Below are 18,523 nucleotides of genomic sequence, written 5' to 3'. Positions count from 1 at the left end.
AAGGCTTAACCTATAGATTAATTCGTTTGAAAAATTGAACGAGCATCATGATCTTTATTCAAAGTCCGCCGACCAATCAAACAAAAACTTACTAAAAATGACCAAACTGCTGATAAATGGAAAAGAGCATGAGGTAAATGCCGAGAACGGCGTGCCCTTACTGTGGGTCATCCGCGAACAGTGCGGATTGACGGGTACAAAGTTTGGTTGCGGAATCGCCCAATGCGGTGCCTGCACTGTTCACCTCGATGGTCAGCCCATTCGCTCCTGTATCACTCCTGCCATCAGTGCCGAGGGGAAAAACATCACCACTATCGAAGGGATTGCCCCTGATCCCACCATCCTTCACGTGGTACAACAAGCCTGGATCGCTGAGCAAACTCCGCAGTGCGGATATTGTCAGTCCGGTCAAATCATGTCGGCTGTAGCTCTTTTGAATGAATATCCAAATCCAACCGACGAGCAGATCGATGCAGCCATGTCCGGAAATATCTGCCGATGCGGGATGTATGGTCGGATAAGATCCGCCATCAAGCGCGCTTCTGCTTCACTCCAATCTTCCACCCTTTAATCCAGAAGAAAATGAAAAAATGGACTAGACGCGCGTTTATCGGGGCTGGAGTTTTGGCTGGTGGCACCCTGGTATTGGGAATAGCCATTCGACCCGGAAACCGAGCCTCCAAAGTTGCCGGACTGATCGCTACTGGCGGAGAGACAGTCATGAATATTTGGTTGAAAATCGCCCGGGACAATACCGTCACAGCTATCATTCCTCACGCCGAAATGGGGCAGGGAGTGCATACCGCCTTAGCCATGATGCTTGCTGACGAAATGGACGCAGATTGGTCAAAGGTACGATTTGAAGAAGCCCCTGCTGCAAAAGAATACGCCAACTATTCGGTGGCCAAAGGCTTTATTGCCGGAAATGCGAATTTTCCAAAATTCCTAGTGGAAACCATCGATGGCATATTCCTCACTGCAGTAAAGTCTCTCAACTTCCAAATTACAGGAGGAAGCGCTTCGGTACGATTTACCGGTCAAGATGCCATGCGAATCGCAGGTGCCGCCGCCAAATCCATGCTCTTGCAGGCTGCAGCAGATACTTGGAAGGTACCGGTAGAAGAACTTGTGGCCGAAAAAAGTATCGTCACCCATACGGGCAGTGGTCAAAGCGCCACCTTTGGAGAATTGGCTCCTGCAGCCGCAAAAGTCAAAACTCCCGCAAATCCCAAACTGAAATCACGGGATCAATTTACCCTTATGGGCACTTCTCAACCTAGGCTTGACATTCCTGCAAAAGTCACCGGACAAGCCATCTTTGGAATGGATGTGCAGGTACCCGGAATGAAATATGCCACCATCAAAGCGGCCCCGGTATTTGGAAGTAAAGTGAAATCTGTAGATACCCATGTCACCACCAGTCAGGCAGGAGTACTCAAGATAGTAAACCTTGGGGATGCGGTGGCTGTCGTTGCCGAGGGGTATTGGCAGGCTAAAACCGCCCTGGATGCGCTACCGATCACTTTTGAATCCACGGAAAATGATAGTCTGAGTCAAGCCGAAATCTTCTCTCGATACCGAAAGGCCATGGATACCGACCTGGCCGAAGGAAATCTGGAAACCCACTTCAAAAGCGGAGATGCGGCCAAGGCTCTAAAAGAAGCAAAAGTCCTCATCGAGGCCGAGTATCAGCTCCCTTTTCTGGCCCATGCCACCATGGAACCCATGAACTGCACTGCATGGGTGCAGCAAGGAAAATGTGAGATTTGGTGTGGCAGCCAAAACCCCCTTGGAGTCAAAGCCGCAGCTGCCGAACTCCTAGAGCTTGAATTGGATCAGGTGATCGTCCACAATCAACTATTGGGAGGAGGATTTGGAAGGCGATCAGAGACGGATGTGATCAAACAAGCCCTTTTGATTGCCAAAGAAGTGGATGTTCCGGTTAAATTGATCTGGTCCAGAGAAGAAGACACCCAACATGACTTCTATCGCGAAGCTACCCTCAGCCGACTAAAGGCGGGATTGGACGAATCCGGTCTTCCCGTAGCGTATTCCCATCAGTTTATCTTTAAGCATCATCCACCTGAGGCAGCCGACATTCCCTACTCGGTTCCCAATCAGTTGATCCAGTTTTCAAGTCCACCTTCCCATGTTCCATGGGGCAACTGGAGAAGTGTGGATCACTCAACCCATGGGTTTTTGAGCGAATCTTTTATAGATGAGTTGGCCCATGCTGCCAAACAAGACCCGCTTGCTTACCGAAAAAAACTAATCAAAGATCATCCTAGACTACTTGCCGTCTTGGACTTGGCCTATGAAAAGTCCAATTGGGGAAGTCCACTTCCAGCCAATTGGGGAAGAGGAATTGCCATCGGTCAGTCCTTTGGCTCGGTAGTCGCTGAAGTAGCCGAAGTGGAAGTCAATCTGGAAGGAAAAGTCAACGTGCAACGGGTAGTCTGTGTGGCAGATCCGGGATTTGCGATTCATCCGGACGGGTTTAAGGCACAGATGGAAAGCGGGATTATCTACGGCTTAGCCGCAGCAATGAGCGGGGAAATCACCATCGAAAATGGAGCTGTTGCTCAGGGCAATTTCCATAATTATCCGGTGACCCGAATGAGTGAAGCGCCAAAAATCGAAACCTACATCATCAATTCCGACAATGCTCCGGGAGGGGCAGGTGAACCCAGTACCCCGTTTATTGCACCGGCAGTGACCAATGCCATCTTTGCGGCTACCGGGATTCGAATACGTCAATTGCCGATATCCAACACCGACCTACGGGTGTCCATTCGTCAAACCACTTGAGCTAAACCTCTTCAAATTAAAAAGGCCATCAACTTAACCTAAAATCTACCATGGGACTATTCTGGAATCTCCTCCAACAAAGTCAAATCTCTGAACAAAACTCAAGATCCTCCACGCTAGAAGCCCGAGTTGCCTATTTGGAAAGTGAGCTTCGCAAAACCCAAGAAGTCCTGATCAAAACGCTGAAAGTCCTCGAAGAGCAAAGCGGAAAAGACATCAATGGAGACGGGAAAATTGGCTAATAAAAGAGGAAAGCCAGATTGGCTTTCCTCTTTTTGTTTCCTGTATTTCGCCGTGTTCTGTGTCACCACCGACCACTAGGCATTATCAATTCTTCCCATTTTTAAAACTCTTATCCGGATAAGCCGGCGGCGCTGGAATAGGTCTAGGATCAGCTTTGATCAATTCTTTCAAATGCTCAATCGCAGCATCCAACTGCGCATCTTTCCCTTCAAAAGTCGCCTTGGGTAGATTGATCACTTCGATATCCGGGATAAACCCAACTCCTTCGATCAGCCATTCTGTCTTTTCGCCGTCGTTGTTGTCCCCACCAACGACTCCATACACCCCATTCATCGGCGCTCTTGCCACACCATTGTCGGTCAGCGTATTCACTCCGGAAAGCCACACTTCTCCTCCCCAAGTACGGGCACCAATTGCTTTGCCCATGCCCAGTCTGCGGAAGCCTTCTGCAAAAGCCTCCCCATCCGAAGCCGTAAACTCATCCACGAGCAAAACCAAATGTCCGCGATAGGCATACGGCATGTTCCAATACGGTTCTCCGGTTCGGCTCTTCCAATAGAAGAAAACCTCCCGCATCAGCTTTTCCAAAATGAAGGAATCGATATTTCCTCCACGATTGTGGCGCACGTCGATGACCAGACCTTTCTTTTTAAACTGTGGATAAAAATCCCGGTACCATTGCCCGATATCCGGAGCGGTCATCGCGCGCAGGTGTACATAGCCGATATCTCCTCCTGACTTTTCCTCAGCCATCAAACGGCGGGTATACTCCCATTCATTGTATCGGAGATTGGACTCAGCAGAGGAAGACATTGGAACGATGATTCGGTCACCTTTGTCTGCACCGGCACTGCTCAGCATTTTGATTCGGGTTTGTTTTCCGGCTTTGTCACGAAGGAGGTACAGCAAATCAGGTGCATCCATGACCGAAACCCCATCGATATGGGTGATTACGTCTCCTTCAGAAATATTCATATCCGGATGAGCCAAAGGTGACATTTCATCAGGATAGTCCGGATCACTCTGGAAAATATGATCAATAGTGTAACCTCTCAGCTTGTCATTTTTGGAAAATCTCGCTCCCAGCATCCCAAACTGAATTTGATCATCGCCATTTCTCAGATCCCCTCCACCTACAGAAGTATGCAAGACGCTTAGCTCTCCGATCAACTCTCCCATCACATCCGAAAGCTCCCTACGGGTCGTGACTCGATCCACCAAAGGCAGGTACTTTTGATACATCGCGTCCCAATCCACGCCGTGCATATTGCGGTCGTAGAAGTAGTCCCGCTCCATTCTCCAGGCATCGGTGTAGATTTGCTTCCAGTCTTCCCGTGGGTCAACAGAAAACCTCCAGCCGTTCAGGTCCAACCGGTTTTTAGAGAGGTCAGAAATCGGAGAGGTTCCCAACTCAACCACGTAGTGATTGGAGCCCTGTCTGAGGACTGCGTACTTATTATTTCCTGAAGTGACAAAGCTATTGATCTTATCAGCAAAGACTTTTTGCTCGGCTTTCTCATCAATCGGCGTCATCATCAGGGCGGGATTATCCTCATTGGACGCACCTCCTCCAAAATAAATGCCCATTCCCGGTCCCACTCGGTGATAGTACAGAGCCTTATCGGTAACGATCAGATTCTTATAGTTTCCAGCCGGAACAGGTACTTCACGGACCCGATCCATAAGTCCGTCTTCCTCGATTTGAACCGTGACAGGTCCCTCTGCTTTTTTATCTTCGGCTGGTTTAAGTTCGTTTTTGGGTTGGAAAGGGGAAACCAAGCCTTTTCTCAGGCCCAGCTGATAGATTTTGATTTGCTTTTCCCAGAACGGTTCGGGTTGACGTGTGCCCCAAGGGGATCCGATACGGGATTCAAAATTCCGGTCAGACATGAAATAGATCCACTTACCATCCGGACTCCATTGCGGGTTCATACTGTTCGTCCGGTCGGAAGTCAGAGGGATTCGCTTACCTGTTTCCGGATTGAAAATAAAAAGCTGCATAAAGGTATTGGAAGCCGCCTGTCCGTAAGCCAGCCATTTGCTGTCAGGAGACCAGGACATCGCACCGCTGATATCCTCATCGGATGCATTGGTTTTTACTTTTTTGCCCGTGGCTATATCCTGAATCCAGAGATCGTTATTGAGGTCATAGTAAGCGAGCTTTTTCCCATCGGGAGAAGGCAAAAGTCCAAATCTGAGTGTTTTACCGTCACTGCTTAACTTTTTTCCCTGATCTAGTCCCAAGCCGGAATATTGGTGGATTTCAAACTCCCCGCTTTCGTCAGAGAAGGTCAGGATATCTTTTCCATCCGAAGAAAAAACCGCATCCCGATAGCGAACGCCGTCTTTTTGGCTCAAACGAAGTGATCTTCCCTGCTTTGCCGGAAAGACAAAAACACGTCCACGAGCAGTCAAAGCCACTTTTTCACCGTCATTGCTGAGAGAAATAGCACTGATATAACTGGCCGGATTATCGATCCAATACTCTCTCAACTGATCAAAATCAGAAGTCAAGCTGACCGCCAATTTCTTCTCCTGAGCGCTGGACAAATCGTGCACAAACAAATCTGCCCCGGATCGATACACCAGGTTGGTACCATGAAGCGAAAGCTCCCGTACATCAAAGCTAGACTGCTTGGTATGCTGCTTCAGGTCGGAGCCGTTTTCGTTCATGGACCAGACGTTTTGAATACCGTCACGGGAAGAAAGAAAATACACCCGCCCATTATGGTACACAGGATGATGGTCTTCTCCTTTGTAGTCGCTGGTAAGTTTGATGGCTTCAGCCTGCCCTGAGGTAAACTTCCAAAGTTGTCTGGCAGTGCCTCCTTCATAGCGCTTGGTCACATTGTTGTGAAAAGTCGGCCGGACAAAGTAATACGTGTCACCACTGGTATTGAAGCTCCCCTCGGCTGCCATTTCCAGCGGAAGGATACTTTTGTTTCCGTTTTCGATATTAATCAGTACTGTATTAAGGCGTGGCAGAGTGGAATACTGATTGGTCACATAGGCGACTTCGGTAGCCGATTTCCAATCCGTCGGGATCGAGGCAGCAGGTTCGTAAGTCAATCGACGAGGCAATCCTCCGGAGATTGGAATCAGATACACTTCTGTCGGTCCTTCGTAAGTGGCGGCATAGGCTACCCATTTTCCATCCGGGGAGATTTTGGGTGAGCTTTCTTCTCCTGCATGCGTAGTCAGTCGGATGGCTTCGCCTCCTGTGAGGGAAGTTTTCCACAGGTCCCCTTCCGCCACAAAGATGACGGTATTTCCGTGGACATCCGGGTGCATAAAGTAACCTGGAGTGGGTTGGCTGATTCCGATCAATGGGGAAATCAGACTTAGGGCGAGGACAAAGAATTTTTTCATAAGTGAAATCTTTGGGTCATTCTGAGAGAGTGGGAAGTTAGGAAAAAATGGAAGGCGATGACTTTTCTTTTATACCACTGGGACTAGCCAAAATTTATTTGGTCAAATAACTTATTTGCAATATTTTACTAATAATTAAGTATTTCCAAAAGCCAAAATCGAGGACAAACTTTGCTGATTTCCAAAAATTTGAGCTTTATGTCTAGTAATTCAGGCTCAGTTCTCTAAAAAGAACTCAAGTCTTTTAATCCACCAAATATCCATTGCTTTACTCTATGGCCCTTCTTAAGAGATCATTTTCAATTCGCCTAGTTCTTTTTTTTACGCTCAGTTTTTTGACCCTATTTCCCAAGAGTTCTATTGGACAATCCATCCTCGAACAGATCGGAAGACTCCCGGTTTCGGTTTATACTTCCGAGGAGTATGGAGGAAGTCCATCGGTCTGGGCTGCCATACAGAGCGAGGCTGGACTGATGTATTTTGGAACGACAGGTGGAATGTTTGAATATGACGGGGTTTCCTGGCGTTCTATTTTTAATATCAGGGATTATGTAACCGTAAGAAGTCTGACAAAGGACAGCAAGGGAAGAATTTTTTACGGGGGCCTTGATTTTGGCTATCTGGAAATTGACGAAAAAGGTAAAGCGAGGGCAGTTTCGCTATTGCACCTAATTCCTGAGGAACTGAAATCCGGATTAATCATCTTTGATATCTTATTTTTGAATGAATTTATCCTACTTCGAAGTCAGAATTACATCATCAGATTGGAATTGGGGGAAGACTTCAGCTTAAAATCCCTAAAATCATGGCTGTCAGAAACACGGTTTGGAAAAGGTTTTTTGGTTGGAAATCAATTTTATGTCCGAAAAGTAGAAGGAGGTTTATTCCTACTCGAAGGTGAGGAATTAACCTTGATTCCAGGTACCGAAATTATTTTTGGAAAAGAGGCTGTAAGTGTGATGCTCCCCTATCCTGAAAAGAATAGTAATACCATACTTCTTGGTGGAGTGAACACAGGGTTCTATTTTTTGGAGAAAGGTACTTTAACAAAGTTTCCGACCGAAGTAGACCCAGTGATCCAAGAAGGAAATCAACTTTACGGTGCAATATCCCATCAGGGAAACTATATCCTCAGCTTCTTAGGTGGGGGAGTAGTGATCATGAATCCCAAAGGAGAAATACTCAAAAGGATAGGATCTGAGCAAGGCCTGAATTCGGATGTGGTAACAGGTATTTACCTTGAAAAAAACAATGGGCTTTGGGTAACAACGGAGGACGGTATGGCCAGGATAGCAATAGATTCTCCGATTCTTAGTTTTGGAAAAGACTTGGGAATCAACTCAGCAGTTCGTTCCATCGAAAAAAAAGGGGATGAACTTTATTTAGGGACCAATACTGGTTTGATCAAATTTGATGCGATTGAAAGGGAATTCAAATCAGGCTTGCAAAATGAGAATAGAGAAATTGTTGAATTGTTGGGTGATGGGGAAGATTTGATTGTTCCTGGAATAAGTTTGCAGGTAATTCGGGATGGTAAAGCCATTCGTTTGGATTTTCCAGAAGTTGGGAGCCGACCACAAACTTCAATTATTCCAAAAGATTACCCAAATCTACTTTTAGTTGGAACTACCACGGGGCTTCTTCTCTATGAAAAAGGCCTTTCCAAACAATTCCCATGGGAATTAAGGGGAAAAGTTCCGGGAATAGGCCCAATCTCAAACTATTTTAATGAAGGAAAAGATGGAAAAATTTTTACAAGTGGTCAAGGAAAGCTATATGTACTGGAAATAGAGGATAATGGGGTGGAATCCATAGGAAATCAGGTCATCAAACCGACTGTTTTTGATGTAGATCCTTCGGGTTCTTTTTCCATGATTAATGGAGAGTTTTATATGACTTCCCCTCAGGGCATGCAGAAGTATTCATCGGAGGATGGAAAATTTGTGGCTACAGAAGACTTTAGTGCTGTGGAGAAAGATCTATATGATTTCACCCAATACAAATCAGGCATTCTCTGGTATGAATCATTAGATAAAAAGAAGTATATCCTCAAGCGGAATACTGAAGGGAAATTTGTTAAGGACGAGAGACCCAATTCCATAACCCCTTATTTATCTCAAGTAGATTTTATCGACGAGGATAGCATCATGTGGTTTGGATCTCCCAAAGGTTTAATCCGCTACGACCCCAAAAAAGACAATCAGACCGATAAGGAATTTTTCACGCTGATCCGGCGTATAGAAACCAAGACCGATACCATTCCCTTGCCTTTTTACGGTAGAAAAAAGGATGTGCCTGCTGTAGAACGAAAAGAGAATTCCTACCGCTTTGAATTTGCGGCGCCGTATTTCGAAGAGGAGAAGAAAACCAAGTATCAGACCTATTTGGAGGGTTTTGATTCTGATTGGGTGGACTGGAATGACAACCGCTTCAAGGAGTACACCAACCTTTCTCCCGGCACCTATACTTTCCATGTACGGGCAATGGCCCATACGGGAAGAATCAGCGAGGAATCGGTCTATTCATTTGTAGTTCTCGCTCCTTGGTATGCCACTTGGTGGGCTTATATACTCTATGCCTTGCTTATTGGTGCTGCAATTACAGGCATCGTAAAATGGCGCTCTCGAAAGCTCAAAGCTGAAAACCTCCTTTTGGAAGAAAGGGTTAATGAGCGAACCGCTGCTTTGGAAAAATCCCTCGCAGACCTCAAATCCACCCAAGCCCAACTGATCCAATCCGAAAAGATGGCCTCCCTTGGCGAGCTCACCGCAGGCATCGCCCATGAGATTCAGAACCCACTGAATTTTGTGAATAATTTCTCTGAACTTGGAGTAGAGCTCATCGATGAAATGACGGAGGAAATAGAGAAAGGAGATTTGGAGGAAGTAAAAGAAATAGCCACTGACCTGAAGGAAAACCTCAAAAAAATCCATCATCACGGCAAGCGTGCCGGATCCATCGTAAGAGGCATGCTGGCCCACAGCAGAAAAAGTTCAAGCGAAAAAGAGCTGACCGATATCAATGCCTTGGCAGACGAATGTCTTCGACTCAGCTTCCACGGATTGAGAGCTAAGGACAAAAGTTTCTCGGCTGACTTCAAAACTGATTTGGATCCCAACATCCCCAAAATCCCCGTGGTATCCCAGGATCTAGGGCGGGTAATCCTCAACCTGATCAACAATGCATTCTATGCAGTAAATGACCGGGCCAAAAAGGGAGAGCCTGATTATAAACCGAGCATTACCGTCTCCACCTGCCTTTATGAGGAAGGCAAGGGGGTGAAAATTTCAATTTCGGACAACGGTTCAGGAATCCCTGATTCCATCAAAGAAAAGATTTTCCAGCCATTCTTTACCACCAAACCTGCCGGTGAGGGTACAGGTCTGGGTTTATCCTTAAGCTACGACATCATCAAGGCGCATGGAGGAGAGCTGAAGGTGGAATCTGAGGAGGGAAAAGGAACCCAATTCAGTATTCATCTTCCCGCATGAAGTGAAATTCGGCCTATTTCAGGTATTAATGCCTTTAAAATCAATTTCAAAGGATAGGAAATTCAATTCCATTTTCTCAATTTGAGACAATAGAATTGACACTAAACCATTACCATCCATGAAAAATAACCGACGCGACTTTTTACAGAAAATCGGGCTTGGTGCGGCAGGTGTTGCTGCTGTTCCATTTTCTTCCCAGGCTTCTTCTGTTCAGCAAAATCAGAATTTAGCCGATTCAGATGAGCAATACCTCTTTATCGGAGACGACATTGCGGTAGCCAATACTTCCTATGGAAAAATCCGCGGATATCAGCTTAATGGGGTATACACTTTCCTCGGAGTTCCTTATGGTGCCGATACTTCCGGCAAAAACCGATTTATGCCTCCACAAAAACCTGAAAAATGGGAGGGAATCAAGGATACCATCTGGTGGGGAAATACAGCTCCGCAAATCATGGATCGACGATACGCCAATGTCCATTATTCCTTTGCTGATCATTGGAACTATGACGATGTCAGCGAAGACTGCCTAAAACTCAATGTCTGGACCAACGGACTTGCCGATGGTAAAAAACGTCCGGTACTGGTCTGGCTGCATGGGGGAGGATTCACCAATGGCAACGGAATCGAGCAGGATGGCTACCACGGAGAAAATTTTGCCAAGGGGAAGGATGTGGTTTTTGTGTCCATCAATCACCGACTGGGTCCGATTGGATTCACAGACCTGTCGGGAGTAGGAGGGGAGAAATATGCTGCTTCAGGCAATGTCAGCCAGCTCGATATCATCGCCTCCCTGGAATGGGTACGTGACAACATCGCCAACTTTGGCGGAGATCCAAGTAATGTCACCATCATGGGTCAATCCGGGGGCGGGGCCAAAGTAACCTGCACCATGTCCATGCCGGCAGCCAAAGGAATTGTACACAAAGGTGTCGCACTCAGCGGCAGTATGCTGCGGGCGAATGATCAGGAATACAGCCGCAAACTGGGTCAGTTTGTATTGGAAGCTGCTGGACTTTCTACCTCAGAGGTGGATAAACTTCAGGAAATTCCTTGGAGAGAATACCTCGATATAGCCAACAAAGCGCTGGACCGAATGCGAAAGGAAAATCCACAACCGGGATTCCGAGGCGGATTTGGTCCTGTGGCGGATGGGGTGCATGTGCCCAAAGGGGAATTTTTCTCCAATCCCAATGACCACACGGCTGATATGCCACTGATGATCTGCACGACTTTTCACGAATGGGGCGCTACCCGCACCAATGCACAACTTGATAATGCTGGAGAAGCAGAAATCATCGAGGCGATGAAGCAACGGTTTGGTGACAAGTCAGCGGAAGTCTATCGGGCTTATGCGGCCAATTTCCCCGGAAAAAAACCAGCTGAGATCATGACGCTAGCCGCATCCAATCGGGCAAATGCCGTGGCCTGCGGAAACGCGAAAGCCAAACAGAAAGCTCCTGTTTACATGGCATGGTTTGGCTGGGAGCCTAATCTGTACAATGGGCGGATGCGGGCGTTCCATTGCATCGATATTTGCTTTTGGTACGACAATACCGATCGGATGTACACGCATACTGGAGGAGGTAAGCGTCCCAGATTGCTTTCTGAGAAAATGTCTGCTTCCCTTTTAGCCTTTATGAAAACAGGAAATCCAAATACAGGAACTCTTCCTAACTGGCCAAAATTCACTGCTGAAAATGGAGAGACCATGATCCTGAATGACACTTGTGAAGTGAAAAATGATCCGGATCGAGAAGCGAGAAAAGCACTTCCAGCGGCATAATTTCTAAATCGAATACAATCAAAGACTTGGATATTTCAGAAAGTTTCGGCTTTTTGATTATTCAAGTCTTTTTTATTGAATTACTATGAAGAAAATCAATTGGTTGATTCTCACACTTGGCTTTATGGTGGGAGCTTTGGGATATTGGACGGCAGACTTTTCAGAGGAACGAGCACTCTATGAATCTCTTTATTTCATCAAAGCTCCAGGAGCTTTACTAGCAGTGATTATTGCGGGATTGATCCGAAAAAATGAACCCGCCCAAAATGCATTGAGAGTAACCTTCGGTGTAATGCTTGGGATGTTATCTCGCATAGTGTTCGATCTCACCTTAGATCCAAGTTCTCACAACCTTTTCCCTTTTGAGCTTATGATCGGCTTGGTCATTGTCATGCCTGTGACGTTCGTCGGTTCATACCTGATCTATGGTATCTTTTTCCTCGCAGGAAAAAATTAATTACCACAAATCCCCTTAGAAAAAATAACCTGAAACCTTTACAATCGAAGGATTCCCTTAACTTTTGGCCCTAAACTATTGACCTATGACAGATTTTAGAAATTATAAAGTTCCTTACCCAACCACTCCGGAATACTCTAAATCCGTGGCCTATTTCTCCATGGAATTTGCCATTCACCAACCTCTCAAGATCTACAGCGGGGGATTGGGATTCCTTTCCGGTTCACATTTGCGAAGCGCTTATGAGTTAAAACAAAACCTCATCGGAATCGGAATACTCTGGAAGTATGGCTATTATGACCAAAGCCGAAACCAGGATCAAACGCTGAAGCCCGAATGGTATGAAAAAACGTACAGCTTCCTGGTAGACACCGGGATCAAATTTACCGTACCAGTCCACAATCAACCCGTATGGGTCAAGGCTTGGTATTTACCACCTGAAACCTTCAAGTCAGCTCCGCTATTTTTGTTAAGTACGGACTTGCCTGAGAATGACTACCTCAGTCAAACCATCACTCACAAGCTGTACGATTCTGACACAGCTGCCAAAATAGCCCAAATGATGATTTTGGGATTGGGAGGTGCCAAATTGATTGACGAGCTCAACTTCAATCCGGATGTATATCACCTGAATGAAGCACATGGAGTCAGCAGTGTATTCTACCTCATGAAGAAATTTGGTAGCAAGGAAGAAGTCAGAAAACGCCTGGTCTTTACCACTCACACACCGGAAGAGGCAGGAAATGAGAAGCACGAGTTTTACCTCTGTGACAAAATGAGCTATTTCTATGGGTTTAGCATTGCTGAGGTTCATCAGATGACTGGGATCGAAGGAAATATGTTCAACCACAGCTTGGCGGCGCTGCGTTTTGCAAGGGAGGCCAATGGAGTCAGTAAACTGCACGGAGAGGTGAGTCGCAAAATGTGGGGTCACTATGACGACATTCCAAAGATTCAATCCATTACCAATGCTCAAAACTGGAAATATTGGGCAGATAAACAGCTTTATCGATTTATGGAGGAAGCTGACAATGAAGGATTTGATGACAGAAAACGGTATTTAAAGAAAAGGGCGTTCGAAATTGTGGCTGATCAAACCGGAAAAATCTTAGATCCTGATGTCCTGACCATTGTATGGGCAAGACGATTTGCGGCATATAAGCGCCCGGATCTGATCACCCAAAACATGGAAAAATTTGAAGAATTGGTAAGTAATACCCAGCATCCTGTCCAAATCATATGGGCTGGAAAACCCTATCCTATGGATTATGGAGCTATATCGGTGTTTAATTCCCTGGTACACCTTAGCAAAAAGTACAAAAATGTAGCGGTATGCGTAGGATATGAACTTGCGCTAAGCAAGAGGTTGAAACAAGCATCAGACATTTGGCTCAACAATCCTAGAGTTCCCAGAGAGGCATCAGGTACCAGCGGTATGACTGCCTCCATGAACGGAGCTGTCAACTTCAGTACATTTGACGGCTGGATCTGTGAATTTGCCCGTCATGGTGAAAACTGCTTTATCGTCCCTCAAGCCGATTATCACAACCTAAGTATCCAGGATCAGGATGAGCATGACCTGGATCACCTTTATGAAATTCTAAAAGGGGAGATTTTACCGCTTTACTATAGCAATAAGAGGAAGTGGAGAGATATCGTCCAGGCCGGTATGCACGATGTAAGGCATGAATTTGAAAGTAACCGTATGGCAAGGGAATACTATGAATTGATGTACCATTGATCTTCCTTCGCTCTCCAATCGAACAACTGCCCTGAAAATCAGGGCAGTTTTTGTTTATATCTAGGGTTGACGAACTGGTCAATTAATTTTTTATCTTTTGTGAAAGTAATTCGCTCATTCTTTTTGAATCCCACACCATATGCAATCATTTGACTACATTATAGTAGGAGCAGGATCCGCCGGATGTGTCTTGGCTAATCGGCTAAGTGAAAATGGAGAATTTTCAGTCCTCCTGATTGAAGCAGGAGGGCCGGCAAAAAAGAAGGAGATCGGAATTCCCGGGGGATATGGGAAGCTCCACCGAACAGCAGTGGATTGGGGGTTTTGGACCGAGGCTCAGGAGTTTGTGAATAACCGCCGCATTTACCTTCCAAGAGGAAAAGTGCTCGGAGGCTCAAGTTCAACCAATGCCATGGCATACGTACGGGGAAACAAAGCAGACTTCGATGAGTGGGAAAATCTTGGAAACCCTGGCTGGGGTTATGATTCCGTATTGCCCTATTTCAAAAAATCTGAGCATAATGCTGATTTGAATGATTCTTTTCATGGGAAAAATGGGGCCCTGCATGTCGAATTTGCCAAAAGTCACCAAACTCCCTATGCCCGGGCTTTTGTAGAAGCATGCATACAAGCCGGGATTCCTGCCAGTCCGGACTATAACGGAGAAAAACAAGAAGGAGCAGGGTACTTTCAGTTTACTATCAAAAACGGAAAAAGGCATAGTACTGCAGAGGCCTTTTTAAAACCCATCCTTTCTCGCAAAAACCTAAAAGTCCTTACGCAGTCCCAAGTGAAGAAAATTCTGATCCAAAAGGATCGGGCAGTAGGAGTGGAGTACTTCACCGGAAAAAACTCAAGCGAAAGAATCCTTGCTAAAAAAGAAGTAATCCTTTGTGCCGGGGCATTTCAATCTCCCCAACTATTGATGCTTTCAGGAATCGGAGAGCCGGAAGAGTTAAAAAATAAGAGAATAGATCTGGTGAAATCGCTTCCCGGAGTTGGAAAGAACCTTCAAGATCATTTGTTCTTCCCGGTATCCGCTTTTTCCAAGACTCAAGAGGGCTTCAATCATCACCTCACCCCTTGGAATCAAGCCAAAGATTTTATCCAATACTTGATCACCAGCAAAGGGGTCCTAACCTGCAGCCCTTTGGAGGCAGTGGCTTTTTACTCGACTCAAATAGACAAACCGGTGGATTTTCAGCTCCATTTTACTCCAATCCAGGTTGGAAATGACGGCAAAACAGACCTGTACAATCTGGACACCTATCCCAAAGAAGATGGATTTACCATTTTACCAAGTTTGCTTAAGCCCAAAAGCATCGGATATGTCGGAATCCGATCAAGCCATGCCTTGGAAGCTCCAATCATTCAGCCTAAGTTTCTTTCTGAGGAAGAAGATCTGATTACCTTGGTCAACGGAGCGAAGAAAGCCCTTGAAATTTTCGCACAGGAAGCGTTCAAACCACATATAAAAGAACTAGTCTGCCCATTGGATCAGACCGACCAAGGAATCATCGAGCTGATACGCCAACGAGTCGAAACGATCTATCATCCGGTAGGTACCTGCAAAATGGGACATGATCCTGATGCTGTGGTCAATTCCAAACTACAGGTCATTGGAATTGAAGGCCTACGAGTCGCAGATGCATCCATTATGCCCACCATTGTGGCAGGTAACACGAATGCAGCTGTGATCATGATCGGAGAAAAGGCTTCCGAATTAATTTTAAAGGATACAAACTAAGGAAAAGTGATAGTGAATCGGGTGCCTTGGTTCACTTCACTTTCTACTTCAATTTTTCCTCCCAAAGAAGTAACATGATGATAGACTAGATACAATCCGACTCCTTTACTATTGGGGTGGCCATGAAAAGACTGGTTGATTTTAAAAATCTTATTCCCGATTTTTTTCAAATCCATCCCAAGTCCCTTATCCTCTATGATTAATTGAACTTGGCCTTGATGAACTCCTGAATAAATGAAAATTTCTGGGGGAATTCCTGGTCGAGCATACTTAATCGAATTGGTTATCAAGTTTAGAAAGATACTTTCCATATATGCCGAGTTGAATTCCACCAGATTAATCACAGAAAAATCTATAGTCAATTTGGCTTTTGAAGACTCTATTAATGTTTTGATTGAGTCCAATACCGAATTCAGGATCTGGTCAAAATTTACTCTTTCTTTCAGAACTTCTTTTTCATGACGCTCCTTTAGGATATCCACATATTTATTGAGAGTATCAGAAAGTCTTTTTCCGGAGTTTCTAAGCAGTTGAATCAACTCAAGTGTTTCTTGATCTTCTATTTTATTGACATCCAATAGGTCAAAGACCAAAAGAAGGTTGTTTACCGGTGCCCGAAGATCATGGGACGTAGAAAAGGTCAGCTGCTTCAACTCTTGATTTAACTGACTCAATTGCGAAAGAAGAGAATTTCTCTGAGCTTCAATTTCTTTTTTATGGGTAATGTTTTTAGCGATGGCAAACACAACCTTTTGGCTATCCACGGGCATAGAAGTCCAAGAAAGCCATACCGTTTCTCCGGTTTTAGTCAAATACCGGTTTTCGAAATTCAGTAAGGGTTTGGATTGATGTAGCTGCTCCCGGACTCTGGCGGTAGTAAACTTATCTTCGGGGTGTACAAAGTCATTGATTGGTCGACTGTAAAGTTCCTCCATCGAATAGCCAAGTGCCTTGGAAACCGATGAATTTACCTTTTTGAAATAACCATCATAACTGGCTATACACAAAAGGTCTGGCGATAGCTCGAAGAAAAGCTCGTAGTCGAAGTTGGGTGATTCCATGGTTTGGGAGCTAGCCAAAAGGTAGGATCAAAGTGACTCTTTTGTATCTTTTTTTTGATAAGACTCAATAAAACCTATCTGCATGGACTATTTGAGTTTATACACCTTGCCTTCAGTTTTACTCATGATATACACTTTTTTATCCGAATCGATTCCAAATTTCAAGTCCACCCGGTCGTGATTGACGAGTGTTTTCATTGACACTTCTTTTCCTTCAAAAGTAACCCCCCAAGACTTTACTTCCGGATTGGAGGATTCATGGAGATCAGCAAAAAACAACCTTCCGGAAGGCACGTCTCCAAAAACAAATTTACCTTTCAAAGGCCCTTCTGACACCATATATCCACCGATGACTGCCACAGTCTCATCATGCTCCAATTGAATCAGTGGATAGGAAACTCCAAATTTCGCATCATCCGCAGGCAATGGGTAAAGAGTGCGAAAACTTCCGAAAGGATTGATAACAAAAGCGCCTTCTCGAATGGGCCAGCCATAAAACTTACCCGGCTCGATCCGGTTGATTTCCTCAATGCTGTGTTGACCAATATCGGTAGCATGAAGATTTCCCTTGTCATCCCAAAAGACACGATTGGGATTGCGGAATCCATAAGCAATGATTTCTCCGGCCATCCCAGGCTTGCCCGCAAAAGGATTGATTTTTGGAATGCCATATTTTCCGTTTTTGCCGTCTTTGCCAGCTGGATCTATCCTCAGTATGCTACTGTAAATACCCTTTCCCTGATGATTGGAGATCCCAGCAAAGCGTTTTTCGGCTGTTCCACCATCTCCATAACCGATGTAGAGCAGACCATAATCTGCATCGCCATTTTTGGAATAAGGATTAAACGTCAATTCCTGCATTCCATGGGCCTGAGAAGCGTTGTCGATTCTCAGGATTTCACGGTCGCTTCCTTTGAAGACTTTGGCTTTGGGATCTTCGGCCTTCCACTCGGTCAAGACCCATTGCATAAATACCTCTAAGCTATCGGTGTAGCCAAAGTCCGAAGGTGCAGTGCCTCCCGGTTCGGTGTGGGAAGTATAGAAAAGCCCGTTTTTTTCAAACTCAGGGTGAAATGCAAAACTGCCGACACCTGTTGCCCAACCGGGCTTGCTGACCATCGCGGGTCGCTTTTCTTTCAGGTTGAGGTAAAGTACTGGCTTTTGGTTTTCTATTTCGTAAAGGCCAATTCTTTGGTCGTTGATAAAAAGTCGTTGGGTGCCGGGAATGGGCTCCATTTTGGTCATTTTTGCCAAAGGCGGAACGGTGTCTGATGCGGGGAGTTGGGTGAAAAGCTCAAGTTCTAGCCGAATTCCAGAGTCCTGGACTTTCTCAGGAATAAGATTGGAAGTGGTATCGCCACTGATTGGAATCGGCAGGGTCTCAAAGGTATGCATGTAACTCAGCAAGGACTCGATATCCTGGTCTGTCAATGCCGGAAAACCAGGCATTTGGGTTTTATACTTTGCCAGGAGCTCCACAGCACGCGGATCTTTTGCCTCAAGGACAGCAGCTGGGTTTTTGATAAAATCACGAATCCATTGGGTCTCGATCTGTCGGGTAAGCCCACTGAGATTAGGACCGATGGCGTCTTCATTGAAATTATGACAGGTGGAGCATTGTTGCTCGAATAACGTTTTTCCTTTTAAAATTTGACTGGCATCGGTGGAAATCTCCAAGCCAAATTCTTTTTTCCCGGGATCACAGGAAAATAGCAAAAACGCTGACAACAAGAGGACGGTAGACAGATTTTTCATCGATACTAATTTGGGGCTTTCCTTTTCATGGAAAAACTCCTTGCCTTTTTCTTTGCGGGAATTTC

Annotated in this window: 11 protein-coding genes; 8 read left to right on the top strand and 3 right to left on the bottom strand. The window is 45.4% G+C overall.

Features of this window, described 5'->3' with window-relative positions:
• Nucleotides 1–97: 97 nt before the first annotated feature.
• Genes DDT91_RS01345 through DDT91_RS01335 form a run of 3 tightly spaced genes read left to right on the top strand, consistent with a single transcriptional unit; the run spans nucleotide 98 to nucleotide 3,050 of the window.
• Nucleotides 98–571, top strand: coding sequence for a (2Fe-2S)-binding protein (locus DDT91_RS01345; RefSeq protein ID WP_187174324.1), 474 nt, complete (start codon nucleotides 98–100; stop codon nucleotides 569–571).
• Between the two features lie 11 nt (nucleotides 572–582).
• Entirely contained in the window at nucleotides 583–2,808 is a 2,226-nt protein-coding gene (locus tag DDT91_RS01340) for a molybdopterin cofactor-binding domain-containing protein (protein WP_187174323.1), read from the top strand.
• Nucleotides 2,809–2,858: 50 nt separating this feature from the next.
• Nucleotides 2,859–3,050 carry a hypothetical protein gene (locus tag DDT91_RS01335; protein ID WP_187174322.1) on the top strand — a complete coding sequence of 64 codons (192 nt, stop codon included), beginning with the start codon at nucleotides 2,859–2,861 and terminating at the stop codon, nucleotides 3,048–3,050.
• A gap of 85 nt (nucleotides 3,051–3,135) precedes the next feature.
• On the opposite strand, the gene DDT91_RS01330 is transcribed toward DDT91_RS01335, so the two are convergent.
• Nucleotides 3,136–6,420, bottom strand: coding sequence for a S41 family peptidase (locus tag DDT91_RS01330; protein ID WP_187174321.1), 3,285 nt, complete (start codon nucleotides 6,418–6,420; stop codon nucleotides 3,136–3,138).
• A 335-nt stretch (nucleotides 6,421–6,755) separates the two neighbouring features.
• Between DDT91_RS01330 and DDT91_RS01325 the strand changes: the two genes are divergently transcribed.
• The 5 genes from DDT91_RS01325 (at nucleotide 6,756) to DDT91_RS01305 (ending at nucleotide 15,642) form a co-directional block, all read left to right on the top strand.
• Entirely contained in the window at nucleotides 6,756–9,911 is a 3,156-nt protein-coding gene (locus DDT91_RS01325; protein ID WP_187174320.1) for an ATP-binding protein, read from the top strand.
• A 118-nt stretch (nucleotides 9,912–10,029) separates the two neighbouring features.
• Complete coding sequence (locus DDT91_RS01320; RefSeq protein ID WP_187174319.1) at nucleotides 10,030–11,697, top strand: carboxylesterase/lipase family protein; 1,668 nt, start codon at nucleotides 10,030–10,032, stop codon at nucleotides 11,695–11,697.
• 85 nt (nucleotides 11,698–11,782) lie between these two features.
• The gene (locus DDT91_RS01315) at nucleotides 11,783–12,154 is read left to right on the top strand and encodes a hypothetical protein (protein ID WP_187174318.1); all 372 of its coding nucleotides are present in this window, start codon (nucleotides 11,783–11,785) and stop codon (nucleotides 12,152–12,154) included.
• An 85-nt stretch (nucleotides 12,155–12,239) separates the two neighbouring features.
• On the top strand, nucleotides 12,240–13,895 hold the full coding sequence (glgP, locus tag DDT91_RS01310; protein WP_187174317.1) for an alpha-glucan family phosphorylase: 1,656 nt from the start codon (nucleotides 12,240–12,242) through the stop codon (nucleotides 13,893–13,895).
• Between the two features lie 139 nt (nucleotides 13,896–14,034).
• The gene (locus DDT91_RS01305; protein WP_187174316.1) at nucleotides 14,035–15,642 is read left to right on the top strand and encodes a GMC family oxidoreductase; all 1,608 of its coding nucleotides are present in this window, start codon (nucleotides 14,035–14,037) and stop codon (nucleotides 15,640–15,642) included.
• Here the strand turns inward: DDT91_RS01305 and DDT91_RS01300 are convergent.
• On the bottom strand, nucleotides 15,639–16,703 hold the full coding sequence (locus DDT91_RS01300; RefSeq protein ID WP_187174315.1) for a PAS domain-containing sensor histidine kinase: 1,065 nt from the start codon (nucleotides 16,701–16,703) through the stop codon (nucleotides 15,639–15,641). The genes DDT91_RS01305 and DDT91_RS01300 overlap by 4 nt on opposite strands.
• A gap of 87 nt (nucleotides 16,704–16,790) precedes the next feature.
• Nucleotides 16,791–18,458 (bottom strand): PQQ-dependent sugar dehydrogenase, encoded by a 1,668-nt coding sequence (locus DDT91_RS01295; RefSeq protein WP_187174314.1) that lies wholly within the window; start codon nucleotides 18,456–18,458, stop codon nucleotides 16,791–16,793.
• Nucleotides 18,459–18,523: the final 65 nt, after the last annotated feature.

Origin of the sequence: Algoriphagus sp. AK58, from assembly GCF_014324365.1 — a bacterium.
GTDB lineage: Bacteria > Bacteroidota > Bacteroidia > Cytophagales > Cyclobacteriaceae > Algoriphagus.
This window is presented reverse-complemented; position numbering and strand designations above follow the sequence as displayed.